18 protein-coding genes are annotated in these 19,915 nt (G+C 75.1%); 6 read left to right on the top strand and 12 right to left on the bottom strand.

Annotated features, from left to right (window positions below; translation table 11 throughout):
• Nucleotides 1-63: 63 nt before the first annotated feature.
• The 3 genes from erpA to MNZ29_RS03650 form a co-directional block, all read right to left on the bottom strand.
• Nucleotides 64-453, bottom strand: a complete 390-nt coding sequence (erpA, locus tag MNZ29_RS03660; RefSeq protein ID WP_242337832.1) for an iron-sulfur cluster insertion protein ErpA — start codon at nucleotides 451-453, stop codon at nucleotides 64-66.
• 121 nt (nucleotides 454-574) lie between these two features.
• Nucleotides 575-1,270: an SDR family oxidoreductase gene (locus tag MNZ29_RS03655; protein ID WP_242352895.1), complete on the bottom strand. Its 696-nt coding sequence runs from the start codon at nucleotides 1,268-1,270 to the stop codon at nucleotides 575-577.
• Nucleotides 1,271-1,367: 97 nt separating this feature from the next.
• Nucleotides 1,368-1,931 (bottom strand): cob(I)yrinic acid a,c-diamide adenosyltransferase, encoded by a 564-nt coding sequence (locus MNZ29_RS03650; protein ID WP_242352893.1) that lies wholly within the window; start codon nucleotides 1,929-1,931, stop codon nucleotides 1,368-1,370.
• A 55-nt stretch (nucleotides 1,932-1,986) separates the two neighbouring features.
• Between MNZ29_RS03650 and MNZ29_RS03645 the strand changes: the two genes are divergently transcribed.
• Nucleotides 1,987-3,327: a hypothetical protein gene (locus tag MNZ29_RS03645; protein ID WP_242352891.1), complete on the top strand. Its 1,341-nt coding sequence runs from the start codon at nucleotides 1,987-1,989 to the stop codon at nucleotides 3,325-3,327.
• Nucleotides 3,328-3,342: 15 nt separating this feature from the next.
• Here MNZ29_RS03645 and MNZ29_RS03640 read toward each other — a convergent pair whose 3' ends face one another.
• The gene (locus MNZ29_RS03640) at nucleotides 3,343-4,113 is read right to left on the bottom strand and encodes a haloacid dehalogenase-like hydrolase (protein ID WP_242352889.1); all 771 of its coding nucleotides are present in this window, start codon (nucleotides 4,111-4,113) and stop codon (nucleotides 3,343-3,345) included.
• Between the two features lie 158 nt (nucleotides 4,114-4,271).
• On the opposite strand from MNZ29_RS03640, the gene MNZ29_RS24830 reads away from it, so the two are divergent.
• From MNZ29_RS24830 to MNZ29_RS03625, 3 genes are all read left to right on the top strand, one after another.
• Nucleotides 4,272-5,246 (top strand): diguanylate cyclase, encoded by a 975-nt coding sequence (locus MNZ29_RS24830; RefSeq protein WP_242352887.1) that lies wholly within the window; start codon nucleotides 4,272-4,274, stop codon nucleotides 5,244-5,246.
• Nucleotides 5,247-5,395: 149 nt separating this feature from the next.
• A complete protein-coding gene (locus MNZ29_RS03630; protein ID WP_242352885.1) occupies nucleotides 5,396-6,946 on the top strand; it encodes an ATP-binding protein in 1,551 nt (516 codons plus the stop codon).
• 17 nt (nucleotides 6,947-6,963) lie between these two features.
• Nucleotides 6,964-8,436 (top strand): sigma-54 dependent transcriptional regulator, encoded by a 1,473-nt coding sequence (locus MNZ29_RS03625; RefSeq protein WP_242337819.1) that lies wholly within the window; start codon nucleotides 6,964-6,966, stop codon nucleotides 8,434-8,436.
• 408 nt (nucleotides 8,437-8,844) lie between these two features.
• Here MNZ29_RS03625 and MNZ29_RS03620 read toward each other — a convergent pair whose 3' ends face one another.
• From MNZ29_RS03620 to dksA, 3 genes are all read right to left on the bottom strand, one after another.
• Entirely contained in the window at nucleotides 8,845-9,612 is a 768-nt protein-coding gene (locus MNZ29_RS03620) for a hypothetical protein (RefSeq protein ID WP_242352883.1), read from the bottom strand.
• Nucleotides 9,609-10,478 carry a UTP--glucose-1-phosphate uridylyltransferase GalU gene (gene galU, locus MNZ29_RS03615; protein ID WP_242337815.1) on the bottom strand — a complete coding sequence of 290 codons (870 nt, stop codon included), beginning with the start codon at nucleotides 10,476-10,478 and terminating at the stop codon, nucleotides 9,609-9,611. Before galU ends, MNZ29_RS03620 begins: the two co-directional genes overlap by 4 nt.
• A gap of 195 nt (nucleotides 10,479-10,673) precedes the next feature.
• The gene (dksA, locus tag MNZ29_RS03610; protein ID WP_242337813.1) at nucleotides 10,674-11,027 is read right to left on the bottom strand and encodes an RNA polymerase-binding protein DksA; all 354 of its coding nucleotides are present in this window, start codon (nucleotides 11,025-11,027) and stop codon (nucleotides 10,674-10,676) included.
• A 102-nt stretch (nucleotides 11,028-11,129) separates the two neighbouring features.
• Here dksA and MNZ29_RS03605 point away from each other — a divergent pair, with 102 nt between their 5' ends.
• Nucleotides 11,130-11,993, top strand: coding sequence for a hypothetical protein (locus tag MNZ29_RS03605; RefSeq protein ID WP_242337811.1), 864 nt, complete (start codon nucleotides 11,130-11,132; stop codon nucleotides 11,991-11,993).
• 131 nt (nucleotides 11,994-12,124) lie between these two features.
• A complete protein-coding gene (locus MNZ29_RS03600; RefSeq protein ID WP_242337809.1) occupies nucleotides 12,125-13,420 on the top strand; it encodes a tetratricopeptide repeat protein in 1,296 nt (431 codons plus the stop codon).
• A gap of 166 nt (nucleotides 13,421-13,586) precedes the next feature.
• On the opposite strand, the gene MNZ29_RS03595 is transcribed toward MNZ29_RS03600, so the two are convergent.
• From MNZ29_RS03595 to MNZ29_RS03575, 5 genes are read right to left on the bottom strand one after another with little or no spacing between them, the layout of a single operon-like run.
• Nucleotides 13,587-14,378 carry an ABC transporter ATP-binding protein gene (locus MNZ29_RS03595; protein WP_242337807.1) on the bottom strand — a complete coding sequence of 264 codons (792 nt, stop codon included), beginning with the start codon at nucleotides 14,376-14,378 and terminating at the stop codon, nucleotides 13,587-13,589.
• Nucleotides 14,375-15,415, bottom strand: a complete 1,041-nt coding sequence (locus MNZ29_RS03590) for an iron ABC transporter permease (RefSeq protein ID WP_242352881.1) — start codon at nucleotides 15,413-15,415, stop codon at nucleotides 14,375-14,377. Before MNZ29_RS03590 ends, MNZ29_RS03595 begins: the two co-directional genes overlap by 4 nt.
• Nucleotides 15,412-16,326, bottom strand: a complete 915-nt coding sequence (locus MNZ29_RS03585) for an ABC transporter substrate-binding protein (RefSeq protein ID WP_242352879.1) — start codon at nucleotides 16,324-16,326, stop codon at nucleotides 15,412-15,414. The genes MNZ29_RS03590 and MNZ29_RS03585 overlap by 4 nt, the downstream gene beginning before the upstream one ends.
• Nucleotides 16,314-17,879, bottom strand: coding sequence for an MXAN_6577-like cysteine-rich protein (locus tag MNZ29_RS03580; RefSeq protein WP_242352877.1), 1,566 nt, complete (start codon nucleotides 17,877-17,879; stop codon nucleotides 16,314-16,316). Before MNZ29_RS03580 ends, MNZ29_RS03585 begins: the two co-directional genes overlap by 13 nt.
• Complete coding sequence (locus MNZ29_RS03575) at nucleotides 17,876-19,843, bottom strand: TonB-dependent siderophore receptor (protein ID WP_242352875.1); 1,968 nt, start codon at nucleotides 19,841-19,843, stop codon at nucleotides 17,876-17,878. The genes MNZ29_RS03580 and MNZ29_RS03575 overlap by 4 nt, the downstream gene beginning before the upstream one ends.
• Between the last annotated feature and the right edge of the window lie 72 nt (nucleotides 19,844-19,915).

The raw sequence follows: 19,915 nt of genomic DNA, 5'->3' as shown, positions 1-19,915 counted from the left end.
GCGGGAATCGATCCCCCGGCCCCCGGCGACGATGGCGACCCGCGCTCGCGGGCGCGCGCCTGGCTAGTACGAGAAGGACGACCCGCAGCCGCAGGTCGTGCGCGCGTTGGGGTTGTTGAACTTGAAGCCGGCGCCCTGGAGGCCGACCACGTAGTCGATCGTGACGCCCTGGAGGTACATCGAGCTCATCGGATCGACGTAGAGCTTCACGCCGTCCTGCTCGAACGAGACGTCGCCCTCACGGGGGTCCTTCTCGAAGTCCATCGAGTACTGGAAGCCCGCGCAGCCGCCGCCCATCACGCCGACGCGGATGCCGTACGCGTGGAGCCCTTCGCGCTCCATCGCGTCCTTCACCATCTCGATCGCCTTGGCGGTGAGGCTGACGGGATTCTCCGTCCCGGCGTCGGCGGCGGGGGCGGCAGGGGTGACGGGAGTCTGGGTGATGGCATCCATGTGTCGAAATTCTCCGTGGCGGGGTTGGTCGCCCGCCCGCTTTGACGTGACGCAAGGGAGTCTAACAGCGGGGGTTGGGCGCTTCAATGCGAGGTGCGGACGGGCGCGGAAGCCGCGAGCTTCAGGCGCGCCCCGAGAGGTGGCGCCCGCCATCCACGGGGAGCACCGCGCCGGTCACGAAGGGCGCCCCGGCGAGGAAGCGCACGGCCGCCGCGACGTCGGCGGGAGTGCCCGGACGCCCCAGCGGGATGCGGGCGGCGAGCGTGCGGCGGAGCTTCTCCGGGTACGCCTCCGGCCAGAGCACCGTCCCGGGCGCGACGGCGTTCACCCGGATCTCCGGCGCGAGCTCGAGCGCCAGGCACTCGGTGAGCCGGACGAGCGCCGCCTTGGAGGCCGCGTAGGCCGCGAAGCCGCGCCAAGGCACGAGGCCGCCGCCCACGTCGGCGACGTTCACGACGGAGCCGCGGGACCGGCGGAGGAGCGGCGCGAGCGCGCGCGTGAGCAGGAGCGGCGCGCGGGCGTTGAGGTCCATCTGCGAGTCGAACGCCGCGGCGTCGGTCTCCTCGAGCGGGAGCGCGTCGAACGCCGCCGCGCTGTTCACGAGGAGATCGAGCCTGCGGTGGCCGCGCCGGAAGGCGGCGGCGAGCGCCGCGGGTCCGTCCGGCTGGGCGAGGTCCGCCTGCAACGCGTCCGCGAGGCCGCGCGGCGGGTGCGAGCGGTAGTGGGCGACGACCGCGTACCCGTGGCGCGCGAGGTCGCGCGCGATCGCGTTCCCGACCCGCACGCCCGCGCCGGTGACGAGCGCGACGGGCGTCACGGCGACCCTCGCCCGCCCGGCGCCGCGAGGCGCGCGGTGCAGTCGCGCAGGGAGGCGGCGGGCGTCGCGGCCGGTTCCATGCGCGCGGACGGCGCCGTCATGCCTCGCCCTCGCGCGGCGGGTCCCAGATCGTCTCGTCGCGCCGCGCTCGCGCGTTCGCGACGCGCGCCGCGACGAACAGGAAGTCGGAGAGCCGGTTCAGGTACGCGAGCGCCTCGGGCGCGACCTCGACCTCCGCCGCGAGCGCCACCACCCGCCGCTCCGCGCGGCGGCAGACGCAGCGCGCGAGATGGAGCGCCGCCGCGGTCCGCGTGCCGCCCGGGAGCACGAACTGGCGGAGCGGCGGGAGCGCTGCGTCGAACGCGTCGATGGCCGCCTCGAGCCGGGCGGTCCACGCCGGGGCGATGGGCGGGATCGCGCTGCGCGCCTTCGCCTCGTGCGGCGTCGCGAGCTCCGCCCCGACGCAGAACAGCTCGTGCTGCACGCGCGCGAGCTGGGCGTCGATCTCGGGATCCTCGACGATCGCGCGGACCGAGCCCACCGCCGCGTTGAGCTCGTCCACCTCGCCGTAGGCGTCGACCCGCGCGTCGCTCTTCCGCACGCGCGGCCCCCCGAACAGGCCGGTCTCTCCGCGATCGCCGCTCTTCGTGTAGATCTTCACGCCAGCGTGCCTATCAGAGGCACGAGGCGGGCCGCAACGCCCGCGCGAGGAGCGGATGGAGCCCATCTTCGAGGGAGACGCGCTCGCGGCGGTCGGGCGCGCGGCGGCGGAGCGCGCCTGGGCGGGCGGGCTCACGGTGGCGAGGCCCGACGGGAGCGTGGTGCCGATCCCGCTCGTCGCCGAGCCGGAGGTGCCGTCGCGCGAGGCGCTCGCCGCGGCCGCGCGGGAGGCGCAGGCGATCCTGTCCGGCGCGGTGAAGCTCGCGCGCCACCTCCTCCTCCACGGGGACGCGCGGGATCGCGCCGCGCTCGTGGAGCCGTTCGAGGGCCTCGAAGCGGAGGCGATGGCGAAGCTCTTCGCCGAGGCGCCGCTCCCCGTGCTCCACGCCCGGGTCGACTTCCTCATCCCCGAGGGCGGCGGCCCGCCCCGCGCGCTCGAGCTCAACGCCACCATCCCGGCCATGTCCGGCTACGCGGATCTCGCCGCGCACGCCTGGATCCGCGCCGCCGCCGCCGCGCGCGGCAAGCCTCCCCGCGAGGCGGAGGCGCTCGTCGCCCGCTGCGGCAGCCACATGGAGCGGCTGCGCGAGGTGCTCGTCGCCTACTACCGGGCGCGCGGCGGCACGCGCGAGCGCCCGTCGATCGCGATCGTCGCGCGGCCGGGCGACGCGCAGATCGGCGAGCTCCGGTGCCTCCAGGCCCACCTCGCGCGGATGGGGCACGCCGCGGCGAACCTCGTCCCGGCGGCGTGCGAGCCGGAGCGCTGGGACGTGCTGTACCGGCACGTGTGGGCGAACCGCGTGGACCCGGCCACGCCGTTCGCGCGCGCGCTGCTCGCCCCGGCGCGCCACGTGCTCGTGAACCCGGTGAACGGCCTGCTCGAGGCGAAGGCCCTCTTCGCGCGGCTGTCGGAGTGCGCGGACGATGCGGCGCTCGCCGGGCGCGCCGGGCTCGACGCGGAGGAGCGCGCCGCCGCGGCGCGGCTCCCGATCACGCGGCGGCTCACCCCGGCGCTCGCGCCGCGCCTCCTCGAGGAGCGGGCGCGCTGGGTGCTGAAGCGGAGCTGGGACTACGGCGGGAAGAGCGTGCACCTCGGCGCGGAGGAGGCCCCCGAGGAGTGGGCGCGGACCGTCGAGGCGGCGCTCGGCGACGCGCGCGGGGGAGGGTTCGTCGCGCAGGAGCGGATCTTCGCGGCGCGCCGGGCGGCGACGCGCGTGACGCCGGAGGGCCTCGACCGCGGGATGCTCTACCGCGACCTGTCCACCTACTGCGGGCTGGGGCCCTCGCGGGCCGACGGCTCGGTGGTCCGCGCCGCCGCCTCGCCGGTGGTCAACATCCTCGGCGGCGGCGGGCTCGCGCCGGTGGTGCCCGCGGACGTGTACGAGGCGCTGCGGTGAGCGCCGCGCGGCGGGTCACGGGACTCCCGCGGCGGCGGACGGCTCCTCCTCGGTGAGCGGCCCGGAGCAGAAGTCCGCGATCGCCGGGATCCCCGGGAGCACCGCGATCGGCCGCGCGGAGTGATCGGTCGCGAGGTGGACGACGAGCGCCTCCGGGAAGCGGCGGGCGTAGAGGTTCACGTGCGCGGGCTCGTTGTCGAACGCGGCGACCACCGGGCCGAGCCGCTCGACGCGCGCGGCCGCGACCTCCTTCCACGCGTCGTCGTCGAGCGCGAGGTCGTCCTTCATGAGCAGGTGGACGCCCGCGCCGTCCGGGGCCGGGAACCCCTCGCGCCGGAAGACGTGCAGCGTGCCCTCGATCATGCGGGCGGGTCTGCCGGTCACGTACGCGATGCGCGCGCCGGCGCTCGCGAGCGCGCGGACGAACGCGGCGGCGCCGGGGAGCGCGGCGTCGAGGCGGCAGTACGCGCTCGTGAAGAACCACTCCGCCCAGAAGCGCCGCGCCGGCCCGGCGTGCGCCGCCACCTCCGCGGGCGTGAGGCCCGCGTTGGCCATGGCGAGCCGCAGGTCCCACCCCTGCCAGTGCTCGGCCCTCGCCTCGAGCAGCGCGGGCAGCCCCGCCACGCGGCCGTAGTCCTGGAGGATGCGCGCCTGGCGCGGGCGGTTGTCGAGCAGCGTCGAGTCGAGATCCAGGACGACCACGCCCCGGGGCGCGGCGGCGGCGGCGCGCGACAGCGCGGCGGCGAGGGTGGGCTCCTGCGCGGCTGGGCGCGTGCGGCGGCTCATGTCCCTCGAGTAGGGCGCCGGCGCGGCGGCGGAAACGCCCGGGTGGGAGCCTGCGGTGGGAGCGCGTCGCCGGTGTGCGCGCGGCGCGTCGCGTGGACGTAGGCGCGCACGCCCGCGTCCTTGGGGGTCCCCGGGATCTCGGCTAGAGTCGGCGCCGCGTGCCCGCGCCGGAGATCCTCGTCGTCGACGACTCGCCGAGCCAGGTCGACTGGCTCGTGTCCGTGCTGAGGCGCGAGGGCTACCGCGTCCGGATCGCGCGCGACGGAGGCGAGGCGATCGGCGCCATCCGCGGGGCGCCACCGGATCTCGTGCTGCTCGACCTCATGCTCCCGGACGTGGACGGGCTCGAGGTGCTGCGCACCGTCAAGGCCAGGCCGGAGGAGCCCTTCGTCCCGGTCATGATCCTGTCGGCGAGGTGCGACGTCGACTCCAAGGTGGCCGGGCTGCGGCTCGGGGCGGACGACTTCCTCGCGAAGCCGTTCGCCGAGGCGGAGGTCCTCGCCCGCTGCGCGGCGATGCTGCGCATCAAGTCGCTCCAGGACCAGCTCCGCCGCGCCCAGCGCGATCTGGAGGAGCGCTCGGTCACCGACGCGCTGACGGGCCTCAAGAACCGGCGCTTCTTCGACGAGCGGCTCTACGAGGAGTTCTGCCGCGCGCACCGCTACGCGGACCCGCTGTCGCTCATCATGATCGATCTCGATCACTTCAAGACCGTGAACGATCGGCACGGCCACCCGGCCGGCGACGCGGTGCTGCGCGAGGCGGCCGCCGTGGCGCGCGCGTCGATCCGCGATCCGGACATCTGCTGCCGCTACGGCGGCGAGGAGTTCGCGGTCATCCTGCCGAAGACGCACCTGCCCGGCGCCCTCGCGGTCGCGGAGCGGATCTGGCGCGCGCTCGGCGCGAAGGCGTACGCCGTCGCGGCGGAGGCGCACGCCGGTCCGGCGGAGCTGCGCGTGACCGCCTCCCTCGGCGTGGCGTTCTTCCCCTCGAAGGACATCACGGCGCACGAGCACCTCCTCCGCTTCGCGGACGACGCGCTCTACCAGGCGAAGCGCGCCGGGCGGAACACCATCCGTCTCTACCAGTCGCCCAGCTCGACCCCGCCGCCCGGCCCTCCCGCAAACGGCTGAACGCAAAGTGGCGTTACTGTCAGGGTAAGGGTATAGGTTGACCCGGAGCGCATCGCTACCCGGGTCCGAGCGCGCTCAACGCTGCGAAAACATTGCTCCCCGGGTCCGTCCCACGTGGACCGGACGATGCACCGTGGGGGCACCCCGTGATGGACGCGCAGGTCACCTCGACGGGATGCGTGCACCCCGGACCCAGCCGGGAGTGCACCCTCCTCATCGTCGAGGACGACGAGCTCGTCCGGCGCGCGCTCCAGCGCGTCCTGCGCCGCACGCGCTGCCGCATCCTGGAGGCGGCCGGGGCGGAGGACGCCCTCGAGCTCCTCGACCGCGAGCCCGTGCACGCGATCGTCTCGGATCACCGGATGCCCGGCATGACGGGCATCGACCTCCTGCGCAGGGTGAAGGAGCGCTGGCCGCGGGTCCAGCGGGTCCTGCTCACCGGCCAGGCCGACTCCGCCGCCATCGAGGAGGCGGTGAACCGCTCCGAGATCTTCCGCTTCATCTGGAAGCCCTGGGACGACGCGCACCTGCTCATCACCGTGCAGAGCGCGATCGACCAGTTCTGGACGCTCGAGGAGAACGACCGGCTCGCCGGCGAGCTCGCGGTGCGCAACGCGGAGCTCGAGCGGGTGAACCGCGAGCTCGACGCGCACCTCGTGGCGCGGCAGGTGGCCCTCGTGCGCGCCGCCGAGGAGTGGCGCGCCTGCTTCGACGCGCTCGGCGACCCGGTCGCGATCGTGAAGAGCGGCGGCTGCGAGGTGGTCCGCGCGAACGCGGCGTTCGCGCGCGCCGCGGGCGTGGCCGTGAACGCGCTCCCCAGCCTGCGCTGCCGGGAGCACGCCTTCGGCGCGCTGCCCTGCCCGTCGCGGTGCCGCGTCGCGGCGGGCGGCGCCGAGGCCGAGGCCGTCCGCGGCGACCGCACCTGGCTCGTCCGCTCCTTCCCGTTCACGGGCGAGGACGCCGCCTTCGTCGTGGTGATGAAGGACGTCACCGAGGAGCGCGAGGTGACGCAGCGGCTGTTCCAGGCGGAGAAGATGTCCGCCATCGGCCAGCTCGCCGGCGGCGTCGCGCACGAGATCAACAACCCGCTCGGCGGGATCCTGGCCTTCGCGCAGCTCATGAGCCGCGAGGACCGCTCGCCGGCCGACCTCGAGAACCTGAAGCTCATCCAGGACGCGGCGATGCGCGCCAAGCGCATCGTCGAGAGCCTGCTGCGCTTCTCGCGCCGGCCGCGCGGCGAGGAGAAGGGCCCGGTCGAGCTCGCGCAGGTCGCCGACGACGCGCTGTTCCTGCTCCGCCCGCAGATGAAGGACGGGAAGGTCGAGGTGGTGCGCGACTACCGCCCGGTCACCGCGCTCGGGAACGCGAACCAGCTCCAGCAGATCGTCGTGAACCTGGTGGTGAACGCCATCCAGGCGATGAGCGGCGCGGGGCGGCTCACCGTGACCGCCGGCCCCGGCGCGCCGGGGCGCGTGCGGGTGTCCGTCGCCGACACCGGGCCGGGCGTGCGCCCGGAGATCGCGAAGCGGATCTTCGAGCCGTTCTTCACGACCAAGCCCGAGGGGAAGGGCACCGGGCTCGGTCTCTCCATCTGCTACCAGATCGCCGAGGACCACGGCGGCTCGATCCGCGTCGAGCCGGGCCCTGAGGGGGGCGCCTGTTTCGTGGTCGACCTGCCGGCGACGCAGTCGAAGCACTGAACCGAGGGGACCTCATCATGGCCGAAGGCACAGACACCAAGCCCGTACGCGTCCTCGTGGTCGACGACGAGCCGACGCTCCTCCGCGCGCTCCAGGCTCTGCTCGAGCAGAAGGGCTACGCGGTGGTCGCGCTCGACTCGCCCATCGCCGCGACGCAGCGGCTCGCGCACGAAGACTTCGACGTCGCGCTGCTCGACATCAAGATGCCGCAGCTCTCCGGCCTCGAGCTCCTGTCGGCGGTGAAGCACCGCCGCCCCGAGGTCGAGGTCATCATGATGACCGGGCACGCGACGGTCGAGACCGCGCTCGCCGCGGTCCGCTCCGGCGCGTACGACTACCTCACGAAGCCGTTCGAGGACGTCGAGCTCGTCGCGCGCGCGGTCGCCAAGGCGGCCGAGCGCAAGATGCTCTTCGACCGCAACCGCCGGCTCGAGACGCAGCTCCGCGAGAAGGAGGGCGCGGCGCCCGAGGGGCTCGTCGGCAACTCCGCGCCCATCCGCGAGGTGGTGCGGATGATCGAGGCGGTCGCCTACAGCGCGACCACCGTGCTCGTCACCGGCGAGAGCGGCACCGGCAAGGAGCTCGTCGCCCGGGCCCTGCACGCGCGGAGCCCGCGGCGCGCCCAGCCGTTCGTGGCGCTCAACTGCGGCGCGCTCACCGAGACGCTGCTCGAGTCTGAGCTCTTCGGGCACGTGAAGGGCGCGTTCACCGGCGCGCAGCGCGACCAGAAGGGCCTGTTCGACGCCGCCGACGGCGGGACGATCTTCCTCGACGAGATCGGCGACATCCCGATGGCGACCCAGGTCCGGCTGCTGCGCGTGCTGCAGGAGGGCGAGCTCAAGCGCGTCGGCTCGGCCGACTCGGTGCGGGTCGACGTGCGCGTCATCGCCGCCACGCACCGCGACCTGCCGCGCCTCGTGAAGGCCGGCAAGTTCCGCGAGGACCTGTTCTACCGCCTCAACGTCATCAACATCCCGCTCCCCCCGCTCCGCGATCGCGTCGACGACGTCCCGCTGCTCGCCCACCACTTCCTGCGCCGGTACGCGGAGCGGCTCGCCAAGCGCGTGCGCACCCTGTCGCCGGAGACGGTCGAGCTCCTCTGCGGCTACCGCTGGCCCGGGAACGTCCGCGAGCTCGAGAACGCGATCGAGCGCGCGGTCGTGCTCTGCCGCGGCGAGGCGGTGAGCGCGTCGGACCTCCCGCCCGCCGTGACCGGCCGCACCGCGCCGCTCGTGCGCGAGGCGCCGGCGAGCGGCGACGAGTCCGTGTGGCTCACCATGTCCTACGCCGCCGCGAAGGAGCAGGCGCTGCGCCGGTTCGAGAAGGGCTACGTCGAGACGCTGATGCGCCACTGCGACAGCAACATCTCGGCGGCGGCCCGCAAGGCCGGCATGGACCGGTCCAACTTCAAGCGCGTGCTGCGCAAGTACCGCACCGACGTGGAGCCCGACGTGGGCGAGCAGGACGAGGCCGATCGCGCGGCAGGGTAGGCGGTAGGCGAACGAAGCGAGCCCGCCGGCCGCGGCGGGTCACCGCCGCGTTCACGCTCCCGCCCGACGTGTGTCCGGGGAGGAAGCAGTCCCTCCTGCCGCATTCGCGACACGCGTTCACGCCGCCCGCCGACATCCGTCAGCAGGGAGGGGCCCCGTCGCGAAGCGACGGGGAGGGACGCAGTCCCTCCCGGCGGGGCGCCGCCGCGTTCGCGGCGAAGCCGCCACGCGGTGGCGCACGGGCCCCGCCGAGCAGGGGTGGGGCCCCGGCCGACGGCGGGGGGGGGGGGGGGGGGCGCCCTGCCCCCCGGAGGTGGCTAAACCCGGGGCCCCCCCCCGGCCCCCCGGGGGGGGGGGGGGCCCCCCCCCCCCCCGCCGGGGGGGGGGGGGGGCCCCCCCCCCCCGCTTCTATGGAAACAACGGGTCCCCGAGCCGCGGGTTCGCGGCGGCCTTCTCCGTCGTGAAGCGGAGCTGGACGGCCTCGCCCTTCCAGACCTCGACGGCGCGAGGGAACCAGTCGCCGCCCGTCGGCGAGCCCCAGCCGAGGAGGCGGACGTCGAGCATCACGCCGCCCTCTGCCGAGACGAGCCGCATCGGCTGGAAGGTCTCCTTGTCCACGTACGCTACCGGCTTCGCGTCCTTGCTCGATCGCGCGCCGACGACGTAGGCGAGGCGGCCGTCGAACCGGCCGATGGACACCTCCGCGGTCGAGACCCCCCGCCGCCCGAGGACGCTCGCGTACGCGGAGGCGCCGCCGCCGGCGAGCGACGGGCCGAGGAGGGCGCAGGTCGAGCGGACGAGCGCGACCGCGGCCGGGAGCTCAGCGAGACCGCGCGAGCCGACGACGCGGGAGTCGCGGATCGCGACGTACGGCCGGCTCGCCTCCGGGACGTCCAGCGGCGCGAGCTCGAGGCGGCAGCGGCCCGGCACCTTCATGAGGAAGCGCGCGGGTACGGTGAGCTGCTGGCCGCGGAGCTCGACCCCCGCCGCCTGCGCGAGCTTCTGGGCGTCGGGGCCCTCCGCCTGGAACGTCCCCTGGGCCTCGACCGAGGCGAGCGAGAGCTCGGCGCGCCTCGCGGCGAGGCGCGAGAGGATGCTCGAGACCGGGAGGACGTAGGCGGCGGCGGGGAGCGCGAGGGCGGCGACGGCGAGGGTGGCGAGGAGGCGCTTCGTCAACGGGACATCTCCTTCATCAGCTCGCGCAGCGGGCCCGCGAGCTCGGGGCGCTTCAGCGCGAACGCGAGGTTCGCCTTCAGATACCCCAATCGGTCGCCGGCGTCATATCGGTCGCCTTCGAAGCGGTAGCCGAGCAGCCCGTCCTCGCGCGCCAGCACCGCGAGCGCGTCGGTGAGCTGGATCTCGCCGCCGACGCCGGGGCGAACCTGCTCGAGGACCTGGAAGACGCGCGGCGGCAGCACGTACCGGCCGATCACCGCGAGGTTCGAGGGCGGGTCCCGCTTCGGCTTCTCCACGAGGCGGTCCACCCGGAGGGTGCGCGGCTCGATCTCCGACCCTGCGGCGATGCCGTACATCGAGGTCTCCTCGCGCGGGACCTCCATGAGCGCCACGGTGCCGAGGCCGTGCTTCGCGTAGCAGTCGGCGAGCTGCTTCGCGCCCGGCACCTTCGCGTCGATGATGTCGTCGCCGAGCATCACCACGAACGGCTCGTCGCCGATGACGTCGCGGGCGCAGAGCACCGCGTGCCCGAGCCCCAGCGGCTCCTGCTGGCGGACGGTGATGACGTTCGCCATCTGGGCGATGGACCGCATCTGCTTCTTGAGCTCGAGCTTCCCGGTGCGCTCGAGGTGCGCCTCCAGCTCGGCGGCGATGTCGAAGTGATCGACGATCGACTCCTTGCCGCGGGCGACCACCAGCACGACGTCGCGCACGCCGGCGGCCACCGCCTCGGCGACGATGTACTGGATTGTGGGCGTGTCCACGATGGGGAGCAGCTCCTTCGGGACCGCCTTCGTGGCTGGGAGGAAGCGCGTGCCGAGGCCCGCTGCAGGGATGACGGCCTTGCGGATCGTCCGGTTCTCCATGGTGCCGGCAATCTAGCCCCGCTCAGCGCCGAGCAGAAGTCCGCAAGCGTTCCATCGGGGGTGCGCCCGGCGGGCTCGTCACGCGGAGCCGACCCCGGCCCCGACCTCGACGCTCGTCGACGCCGCAGGACGCCGCAGGACGCCGCGAGGCGGTGGGTGCTCCTGCGGCCTTCGGGCGGGCGCGCACCCGGCCGTTCAGCGCTCGAGCCGCTCCGCCTCGGTCTTGCAGCCGATGCAGAGGTCCGTCACCGGGCGTGCACGGAGCCGCGCCGCCGCGATCGGGCGTCCGCAGGAGGTGCAGCGCCCGAAGGTGCCGGCCTCGATGCGCGCGAGCGCCTCCTGGATCTTCGTGATGAGCTTGCGGTCGCGATCGCGCAGGCGGAGCGCCCAGTTCCGGCCCTCCTCGGCCGTGGCGCGGTCGTTCGGATCCGGGATCTGCCGTCCCTCTCCTCCCGACATCTCGTGGACCGCCCGCTCGGACTGCCCCACGAGCGCGCTGAGCTGCTCCTCGAGCAGAGCACGGTAGCGATCCGTGTCGCGCTTGCGCATGGGGTCCTCCTCGGGTGAGCCGTACCCTTCGACCGTAGCGCGTTCCCGAAAACCGCCACAAGCGTCCTTGCCGGGGGCGTGACGTCCCCGTATCCTCGCCCGGTGCACGCGCGAATCGTGACGAGTGCCCTCGCGGCCGTCATCGTCGCCGCCCACGCCGCTGCCGCCGAGCTGCCTCCGCCCGGTGGGGTCCCGGACCTCGCCGGTCCACGCGCGCTCGCGCTCTCGGCCGGCGTGGGGATGGCGGCAGGCAACGACGGGATCCTGGTGAACCCCGCGACGATCGGGGCGCGCCGGCGCTACTCGGTCGAGGCGGGCGGCTTCGTCGATCGGCGCGGGGCCGAGAGCGTCGCGCAGCTCTTCGGCGGCTCCGTGGTCGACTCGCTCTCGTCGCCGGTGGCCGCGGGCGTCTCGTACCTGCGCGCGATCGACGGGGACTACACGGGGAACCTCGTCCACCTCGCGCTCGCGGGTCCGATCGCCGAGAAGCTCTACCTGGGCGTCGCCGCGAAGTGGCTCTCGCTTCGCGCCAACGAGAAGGTGAGCGCGGCGACCGGCGACGCCGGACTGTTCTGGCAGGTGGGCGAGTGGGTCTCGCTCGGCGCGGTGGGCTACAACCTCGTGCCCATCGCGAACGAGGCGGTGGCTCCGATGGGCGTCGGCGCGGGCCTCACGCTCGGCAACGACCGCGCCTTCCAGATCACCGCGGACTGGCGCGCAGACCTCGACCGCGCCGAGACCACGAAGAACCGCTACGGCGTCGGCGCCGAGGTGCTGCTGGGAGGCCTCGTCCCGCTCCGCGCCGGCTGGGCGCGCGACGAGACGATCGACACGTCGTGGTGGTCGCTCGGCGCGGGCATCGTCACCCGCGGTGGAGTGGCGCTCGACGTCGGTTACCGCCAGAGCCTGGACGCGACCTCGGCGCGGACGATCGCGGCTTCGCTGAAGATGTACATGTTCGATTGAAGCTCGGAGCTGCGTCGTCGAGGCGGGTGACTGCGCGTATGTGGACGCTTCCCCTCGTGCTCGCCGTGACCGCCGCGGCTCCGGCGACGAACACGAGCCGGACAGGACCTCACGAACCGGCTGCCGCTCCCGTGCCCGCGGGGTTCCTCGTGCTCCCGGCCGTTCGCGCCTTCCTCGGGGGCCCGCTCCCTGCGCACGAGCAGTACGTTCCGCTCCCCGGGTCGTCGATGCACGTGGCAGTGGTCGAGGCATGGCCCGCGCAGCCGGACGGACCGAGCCCGAAGGCTGCGTTCGTGCTGCGCGCGAACGGCGCGCCGGACGGAGCGCTGACGGCGGCGCTCGCCGAGGCCATACGAGGTGCGGATCCTGACGCGAGGTGCCTCGGCTCGCCCGAGCACGGGACGCCGAACGTCGCCGGCATCGGCGGGGCCGTGGTGATCGGGTTCGCGGGTGGCCGCGACCCGCGCCCGGCCTGCTTCGTGACATGGGACCCGAAGCGCTCCACGATCGACGTCACGCGCCGGGACCTCCTCGCGACCGACGCCGCGCGCGACGCGCTGGCGACCGGAGCGAGCTGGAGCGCCCGCCCGAGCGCGTCCGCGAGGGCGACCTTCCATGCGTCGAGTGCATTCGTCGAGTTTGCAGGCCCTGCGCGACCGGCGCAGCTGATGGCGGCGACGCTCCCGGGGTCGGGGCTGCTCCTCGTGTACGTCCAGTCCGGCGGGCGGTACGTGGACGAGAGGGATCCGGGCGCGGGCTTCGAGGCGAAGGTGTTCGTCCACGACCCCTCACGCGGAGCGATCGACGCGGGGCGCACGGTCGAGTTAGGGGACGGGTTGTCCGGCCCGACGGCGAGCTGCGGCGGGCTCGGGACGGTGAGCGCCCTGCGCGCCACGGACGCAGCCGTGACGGTGGAGCAGTTCTACGTGCCCGGAGGGGCGCACCTGAACTGCTCCACGCTCGTTCGCTGGGATGCTCGGCGCAAGCTCTTCGACGTCCGTCCGCTCGGCCCGGTGGTCGACACCGCGAGCGCCGCCTTCGACCGCGAGCGCGAGGACCTCGGCGAGCTCGACGCGGGAGCGCTCGCGATGTGGAAGGCGGGGCGCCGCTCCGAGGCGATCGCGTCGTGGAGGTCCGCGTTGCAGGATGGCCGGCGTCTCCTGGACGAGGGCGAGATCTGCAACAACCTCGGGTTCGCATACTGGGCGATCGGGGATCACGCGTCCGCGGAGAGGGTCCTCCTCGAGTGCGAGCAGCAGTTTCCGGAGCGCCCGGCCATCCAGCTCAACCTCGGCGACGTCTACCGCGACAGTGGGCGCAAGGCGGAGGCGGTCGCGCGCTACCGGCGCTTCCTCGGCATGCCGATCTCGCCGAGGCAGCAAGAGATCGCCGAGAAACGCCTGAAAGAGCTCGGCGCCGCGAGGTGACTGCGCCGCCGGCGTCCCGTGCCGATACGCTCGCTGTCAGTTTCACTCACCGCTCGAAGGGACGCTCGACTCCTCCGCTGCCGGGAGGGGCGTCGCCTCTCCTCGCGCGATGGGCCGGGCACTCCCACGGTGACTGTTCCGTGCACCTTCCGGGCGCCGGCCATCCTCACACGTTCGGCAGCACGATCGGCTTCCCCGTCGCCCCGTTCTCGCCGCGCCACACCGGCACTCCCCACACCGCGCTCACCCGCGCGTCCGTGAGGACGTCCGCGGGCCGGCCCTCCGCGACGACCCGGCCGCCGGAGAGCACGACGAGCCGATCGCAGGCGGCGCCGGCGAGGTTCAGGTCGTGCAGCACGGCGACGACGCAGAGTCCGCCGCGGGCCGCGAGCTGGGCCATCCGCATCACGGCGACCTGGTGGGCGAGGTCGAGGAAGGCGGTCGGCTCGTCGAGGAGCAGCACGCGCGGCTCCTGCGCGAGCGCGCGCGCGAAGAACACGCGGCGCCGCTCGCCGCCCGAGAGCGCGTCGAGCCGGCGTCCGGCGAGGTGGAGGAGGTCGCAGGCCTCGAGGGCGCCGCGCACCGCCCCGTGATCGAGGCGGGTCGCCACGGCGAGCAGGCCCTGGTGCGGCGTGCGCCCCATCATCACCGCCTCGCGCACCGTGAACGGCCAGCCGACGCGCGGCTCCTGCGGGACGAGCGCGCAGACCCGGGCGACCTCCCGGCGCGGCGCGGCGTGGGGATCGAGCCCCCCGAGGCGCACCGAGCCGGACGAGGGCGCGGCGAGCCCGGCGACGAGCCGGACCAGGGTGGACTTGCCCGCGCCGTTCGGGCCGAGCAGCCCGACGAACTCGCCCGCGCGCGCGGTGAAGGAGACGTCCTCGAGCGCGTTCCGCGCGCCGTAGGCGAACGAGGCGCCGCGCACCTCGACGATGGGGCCCGGCGCGGGCGCGCTCACGCCGCCTCCGACGGCCGCTCGGTGCGGCGGAGGAGCCAGAGGAAGAACGGCCCGCCGAGGAACGCGGTGACCGCGCCGACCGGCGGCTCGGTGCCGAGCGGGAGGAAGGCGAGCCGCGCGAGCGCGTCGGCGAGGACGAGGAAGGCCGCGCCGAAGAGCGCCGAGGCGGGGACGAGCAGGCGGTGGTCGGGCCCGACCACGCGGCGCACGAGGTGCGGGACGATGAGGCCGACGAACCCGACCATGCCGGCGAGCGCGACCGCCGCGCCGGTCGCGGCGCTCGCCGCGAAGAACACGGCCGCGCGGGCGCGCCTGACGTCGACCCCGAGCGAGGCCGCCTCCTCGTCGCCGAGCGTGAGGACGTTGAGGCGCGCCGAGAGCGCGACGAGCGCCCCCACGGACAGGGCGATGAGGACGGCCCCGACGGCGATCGTGCCGGAGGTCTCGTAGCCGACCGCGCCGACGAGCCAGTACATGAGCCGGCTCGCCTGCTCGGGCGGGACGAGCAGCTTGATGAGCGTGATGACGCCCGCGACGAAGGCGTTGAAGACGATGCCGACGAGGAGCGCCGCCTCCGGCACGAGCCGCCCCGCGACGCGGCCGAGCCCGAACACGAGCGCGGTCGAGGCGAGCGCTCCGAGCACGGCGCCGGCCGCGACCGGCGGCGCCGCTGCGAGCGCCTCGCCCGCGCTCCCGGCGACGCGCGCGAGCCCCGCCGCCGCGACGAGCACGATCGAGCCGCCGAGGGCGGCGCCGCCGGAGACGCCCAGCACGAACGGCTCGGCGAGGGGGTTCCGCAGGAGCGCCTGGAGGGCGGTCCCCGCGCCCGCGAGGGCGCAGCCGACGAGCGCGGCGAGCACCGCGCGCGGGAGCCGCAGCCCGAGGAGGATCGCCGCGTCGGGATCGCGGCGCGCGAGCGCGGCGGAGATGGAGATCGGCTGGGCGCCCAGCGCGCAGGAGAGGGCGATCGCGAGGGCGACGGCCACGGCGCCCGCGGCGAGGGCGAGCGCGAGCCGGGCCGCGGGAGGCACGGTCACCGGCCCGCCTCCGGGTGGATCCCGCGGAAGAGCGCGTCGAGGCCGCGGACCATGCGCGGGCCCGGCCGGAGGAGATCGTCGTTCGGGATCCGGAACACCCGGCCGCGCCGGACCGCGGGGATCGCGGCGAGCCGCGCGATCCCCTCCGCCGGCTCGCGCGCCGCGCCGTCCACGACGAGCTCCGGATCGTCCACGACCGCCTTCTCGAGCGGGTAGACCGGCCAGGGCCGCTCGCCGCGGACGACGTTCTCGGCCCCGGCGAGCGCGAGGAGCTCGTCGGGGAAGCTCCCCGGGCCCGCCACCACGAGCGGCTCCCGTCCGACGACGAAGAGGACGCGCTTGCGCTTCACCTCCCGCCCCCGGCGCCTCACGTCGTCCACCGCCGCGCGCAGGGACCGCGCGAGCCGCTCGCCGCCCGCGGGATCTCCGAGCGCCTCGCCCACGAGGCGCGGCGTCGCGAGCACGTCGGCGACGCTCACGATCGGGATGGCGAGGACCGGGAACGGGTGGCGCGACGCGGCCGACAGCTCGGCGATGCGCCGCACCGCGCCGAGGGCGCCCCCGTCGGTCACCCACAGCAGGAGATCGGGAGAGAGCGCGAGCACCGCCTCCGGGCTCGGGTCGAGGAACCCGCCCACGCGCGGGAGGTCCTTCACCTCGGGAGAGTCGTCGAGCCGCGTCACGCCCACGAGCCGATCCGCGTGGCCGAGGGCGACCACGACGTCGGTGAGGCTCGGGGCGAGCACGACGACGCGGCGGGGCGGCGCCTTCGGACGCGGCCCCACCCAGATCGCGCCGCCCTCCGCGGCGCCCTTGCCGGACGGGCGCAGGGGATCGTCCGCCGCCGCGCGCGACGGGGCGAGCGCGGCGAGGGCGAGGGCGAGGGCGGCGGCGCGGATCACTCGCTGCATGCGATGTCGGAGGCCCAGGCGAAGTAGACCACCGGGCAGACGTCGACGGCCGTTCCGATGGCGCGGGACGCTGGATCGAACGGCAGCACCTTGCCCGAGCTCTGGTCGGTGACGTAGCCGCGCCCGCCACAGAACGCCACGTTGCCCGGGATGATCGCGCTCGCGTCGACGGCGGCGCCGACCTTCGGCGCGCCCGAGACGTCCACCGGGACGATCGCGCCGGGGGCCTCGGTCGGGAAGGAGAACGAGCCGCACGCGACCCACACCGTCGAGCCCAGCACCGCGACGTCGCCGGGGTTCTTGCATCCAGGCCCGAGGTCCACGATCGAGGTCGCGTCGTTCGCGGCCGTGTCGACGACGAGGAGTTTCCCGTTCCCGGCCGGCGCCGTGTAGTAAACGCCCGAAAGCTTCAAATTGGGGAGCGACACGAACACGCGGGCGCCGACCGTCGCCACCTGGTTCGGGAAGGGATAGCCGGGGGCGTCGAAGCTGCCCGGGATCGCGAGGACGTCGATCGTGCCCGTGACCTCGCCGCAGCGCGCCCGGCAGCGGCCGTCGCGGCACTCGCGGCCCGCGGCGCAGGCGCCGCCCGCGCCGCAGGCGGGCGCGTCGGGCTTCGCGCACTCGGCGAGCCCGGAGAGATCGACCTTCGCGATCTGCTGGCCGACCGGGGCGGTCTGGTCGCCCGTGGGCCCGTTGCCGTAGAGCGCGACGTACGCGGTCGTCCCCGCGACGGCGAGCCCGTGCGGGTTCGGCGCGTCGCCGGGCAGCACGATCTCGTCGAGCACCCCGCCCGCCGCGTCGAGGACCACGAGCGTGCCGACGCCGGAGTTCGCGGCGAGCACCGCGCCGGCGTACGTCGTGACGTACTGCAGGTCGTTCCCGGGCAGCACGGTGAGGCTCGTGGGCAGGCTCGCGTCGATGGGCACGACGCCCACCCCGGCGGGGTAGCCGTTCGCGGTGTAGAGCACGTCCGCGCCCATCGCGAGCGCCGTGGGGCCGCCGCGCGACAGGCGCGGGGCGCCGGCGGGGGCCAGCTCGGCCGTCACCGGCCGAACGTCCCCCGTCGCGTAGCAGGCGACGAACACCTCGGCGCGGCAGGCGCCGTCGCGGCACGACTCCCCCGCGCCGCAGGCCTTGCCGCAGGCGCCGCAGTTCTGCCGATCCGTCGCGAGCTCCACGCACGACCGGCCGCACGCCGTGAACCCGCCGGGACACGCCGCGGTGCAGGCGGTGGCGTCCGCCTGCGTCGTGCAGAAGTCGGCCGCGCCGCAGGCGGTGTCGCACGCGCCGCAGTGCTGCGCGTCGCGGGCGAGATCGGTGCAGGCCCCGCCGCACAGGGCGATGCCCGGCGCGCAGCCGCAGCTCCCGGCGCTGCACGCCTCGAGCGCGCCGCAGGTCGCCCCGCAGGCGCCGCAGTTCGAGGCGTCGGTGAGGAGCGACACGCAGCGGCCGCCGCAGTCGACCTCGCCCGAGGGGCAGACGAGGTCCTTCTTGCAGCCGAGGGCGAACGCGAGCGCGAGCGCGACCGCGAGGGGGGAACGGAGGGTCATGGGGTCCTTTCACTGCGAGAAAAGGTCCCGCCGCGGAGCGTGACCATCCACGTCCGGCCGGGGAGGGGGTTGCCGTAGCCGTCGAGGAGCGTCCGGTCGTCGCCGAGGTTCTCGACCTCGAGGTGGAGGGCGACGAGCGGTTGGCGAAGGATCCGCACGGAGGCGCCTGCGCCGAGGATCGTCTGGTCCGGGAGCCGGGCCTGGTTCCGGAGGTCGAGGTACTGGTCGCGCACGTGCTCCACCTGGAGGTGGGCGCCGACCCGGCCGGGCGAGATCGCGGCGCGCGCGTAGACCCGGTGGCGCGGCCGGCGGGGCAGCGCGTTCCCGAGCACGTCGGCGCTGCCGCGCAGCACCTCGGTGGGGAGGAAGGTGTACGCGCCGGAGAGGGCGAGCCCGAGCGCGCGCCGCCAGGGCGAGGTCGCCGCCTCGGCCTCCACGCCCGCGACGAAGGCGCGGCCGGTGTTGAACGGGCGGAACCTGCCGACGCTCGCCGGCTCGTAGGTGATGATGTCGTCGTAGACGGTCGCGTGGCCGCCGACGGAGAGGAGCCCGAGCGCGCCGTCGTAGACGAGCCCCGCGTCGGCGCCGGCGCCCTTCTCCGAGCGCAGGTCGCGGTTCGGGGCGAGGAGCCCCTGCTCGAGGTAGAGCTCCGCGAAGCTCGGTACGCGGTAGGTCCGTCCGCCGCTCGCCCGGAGCGCGAGGCCGCGGGCGAGCTCGAGCGCCGCGCCGAGCTTGGCGGAGACGCCCGAGTATCCGCCGGTCCGCTCCGCCCGCACCGACGGGCCGACGCGCAGCCGGCCGCCGGCGAGGAGCAGGTCCTCCGCGAGCGCGCCCGCGAAGCCAGGCCGGCTCCGCGTCCCGCCGAGCGCGTCGCTCGAGTAGCCCTCCACCTCCGCGGAGGCGGCGGCGGTGAGGACGCCCGGCCCGTGCGTGAGCCCCGCCTCGAGCTCGAGCCCGCCGGCGCCGCCGCGCTGCCGCGTGGGGTCCGACCCCGTCGCGGCGAGCCTCGTGTCTAGGAGGTCGCGGCGGCCGAACGCACGAGCGGCGAGCGTGAGGCGAGGGTGAACCGCGCGCGCGACGCGCAGCATCGCGAGCACCCGCCCGTCCTCCTCCCAGTCCGCGGGGGTCGGCTGGTAGGGCGAGCCGGGGAGCTCGCGCCGCCCGGCCGTGAGCTGCGCGAGGCCGTCGACCCGGAAGCCGCTCGCGACCCCGCCGAACTTGGCGAGGGCGCCGGCGCGCCGCGCGCCGTTGTTCCGGCGGGTCCGCTCCTCGAGGGGGCTCCCCGGCAGCGACGGCCGGTCGTCGAATGCGTAGGTGAAGTCGCCCTGGGTGTCCTCGCCGGTGGCCGCCGCGAAGAGCGAGAACGGCCCGACCTCCGCGACGGTGTCGGCGGAGATCGCGTAGGTGCCGAAGGCGCCGGTGGTCGCCTCGGCGGAGAGCTCGCCCTTCTCGCCCTGGCGCATCACGACGTTCACCGCGCCGCCGAGCGCGCCCGCGCCGAACTGCGCGCCCGCCGCGCCGCGCACCACCTCGATGCGCGAGATCCACTGGCGCGGGATGGTCGAGAGATCCACCCCGCCGCCAGCCGTGCCGAGCGGGAGCCCGTCGAGCAGCACCTTCACGCCGTCCGCGGCGACGCCCCGCACCGAGACGGTGGCGAGCTGGCCGAGCGTGCCGTAGCGGGTGACCGAGACGCCCGGGGCGGTGGCGAGGAGCTGCGCCACGTCCTTCGCCTCGCCCTCGAAGCGGCTCGCGGACACCACCGTCGCGGACGCGGTCGGATCCTTCTCGACCTCGGCGCGTGGTACCCGGACCTCGACCTCGGGGAGCCGCACCGGCGGCTCGCTCTCGGACGGCGGCGCGTCGGGGACGGTGCCGTCGGCGCGCGCACGCAGCGCGAGCCCGAGCGCCAGCGCGGCGACGAGGGCGCACGCGCGCCCCGATGAGCGGGAAGTCGAGCCCAAGTGTCGGGTCTCCTCCGGACCCGATGCATCTTTGCTCGCCGCGAACGGCGAGGCCGCGCACCATGCGCGACA

Origin of the sequence: Anaeromyxobacter sp. SG64, assembly GCF_022690745.1 — a bacterium.
Classification (GTDB): domain Bacteria; phylum Myxococcota; class Myxococcia; order Myxococcales; family Anaeromyxobacteraceae; genus Anaeromyxobacter; species Anaeromyxobacter soli.
This window is presented reverse-complemented; position numbering and strand designations above follow the sequence as displayed.

What these genes read in the sequence shown, in the direction of transcription:
- MNZ29_RS03645 (WP_242352891.1), top strand. Translation starts at nt 1,987, where the DNA reads ATGGAGCCCATCTTCGAGGGAGACGCGCTCGCGGCGGTCGGGCGCGCG.
- dksA (WP_242337813.1), bottom strand. Translation starts at nt 11,027, where the DNA reads ATGCGCAAGCGCGACACGGATCGCTACCGTGCTCTGCTCGAGGAGCAG.
- erpA (WP_242337832.1), bottom strand. Translation starts at nt 453, where the DNA reads ATGGATGCCATCACCCAGACTCCCGTCACCCCTGCCGCCCCCGCCGCC.
- MNZ29_RS03640 (WP_242352889.1), bottom strand. Translation starts at nt 4,113, where the DNA reads ATGAGCCGCCGCACGCGCCCAGCCGCGCAGGAGCCCACCCTCGCCGCC.
- MNZ29_RS03580 (WP_242352877.1), bottom strand. Translation starts at nt 17,879, where the DNA reads ATGACCCTCCGTTCCCCCCTCGCGGTCGCGCTCGCGCTCGCGTTCGCC.
- MNZ29_RS03625 (WP_242337819.1), top strand. Translation starts at nt 6,964, where the DNA reads ATGGCCGAAGGCACAGACACCAAGCCCGTACGCGTCCTCGTGGTCGAC.
- MNZ29_RS03585 (WP_242352879.1), bottom strand. Translation starts at nt 16,326, where the DNA reads ATGCAGCGAGTGATCCGCGCCGCCGCCCTCGCCCTCGCCCTCGCCGCG.
- galU (WP_242337815.1), bottom strand. Translation starts at nt 10,478, where the DNA reads ATGGAGAACCGGACGATCCGCAAGGCCGTCATCCCTGCAGCGGGCCTC.
- MNZ29_RS03630 (WP_242352885.1), top strand. Translation starts at nt 5,396, where the DNA reads ATGGACGCGCAGGTCACCTCGACGGGATGCGTGCACCCCGGACCCAGC.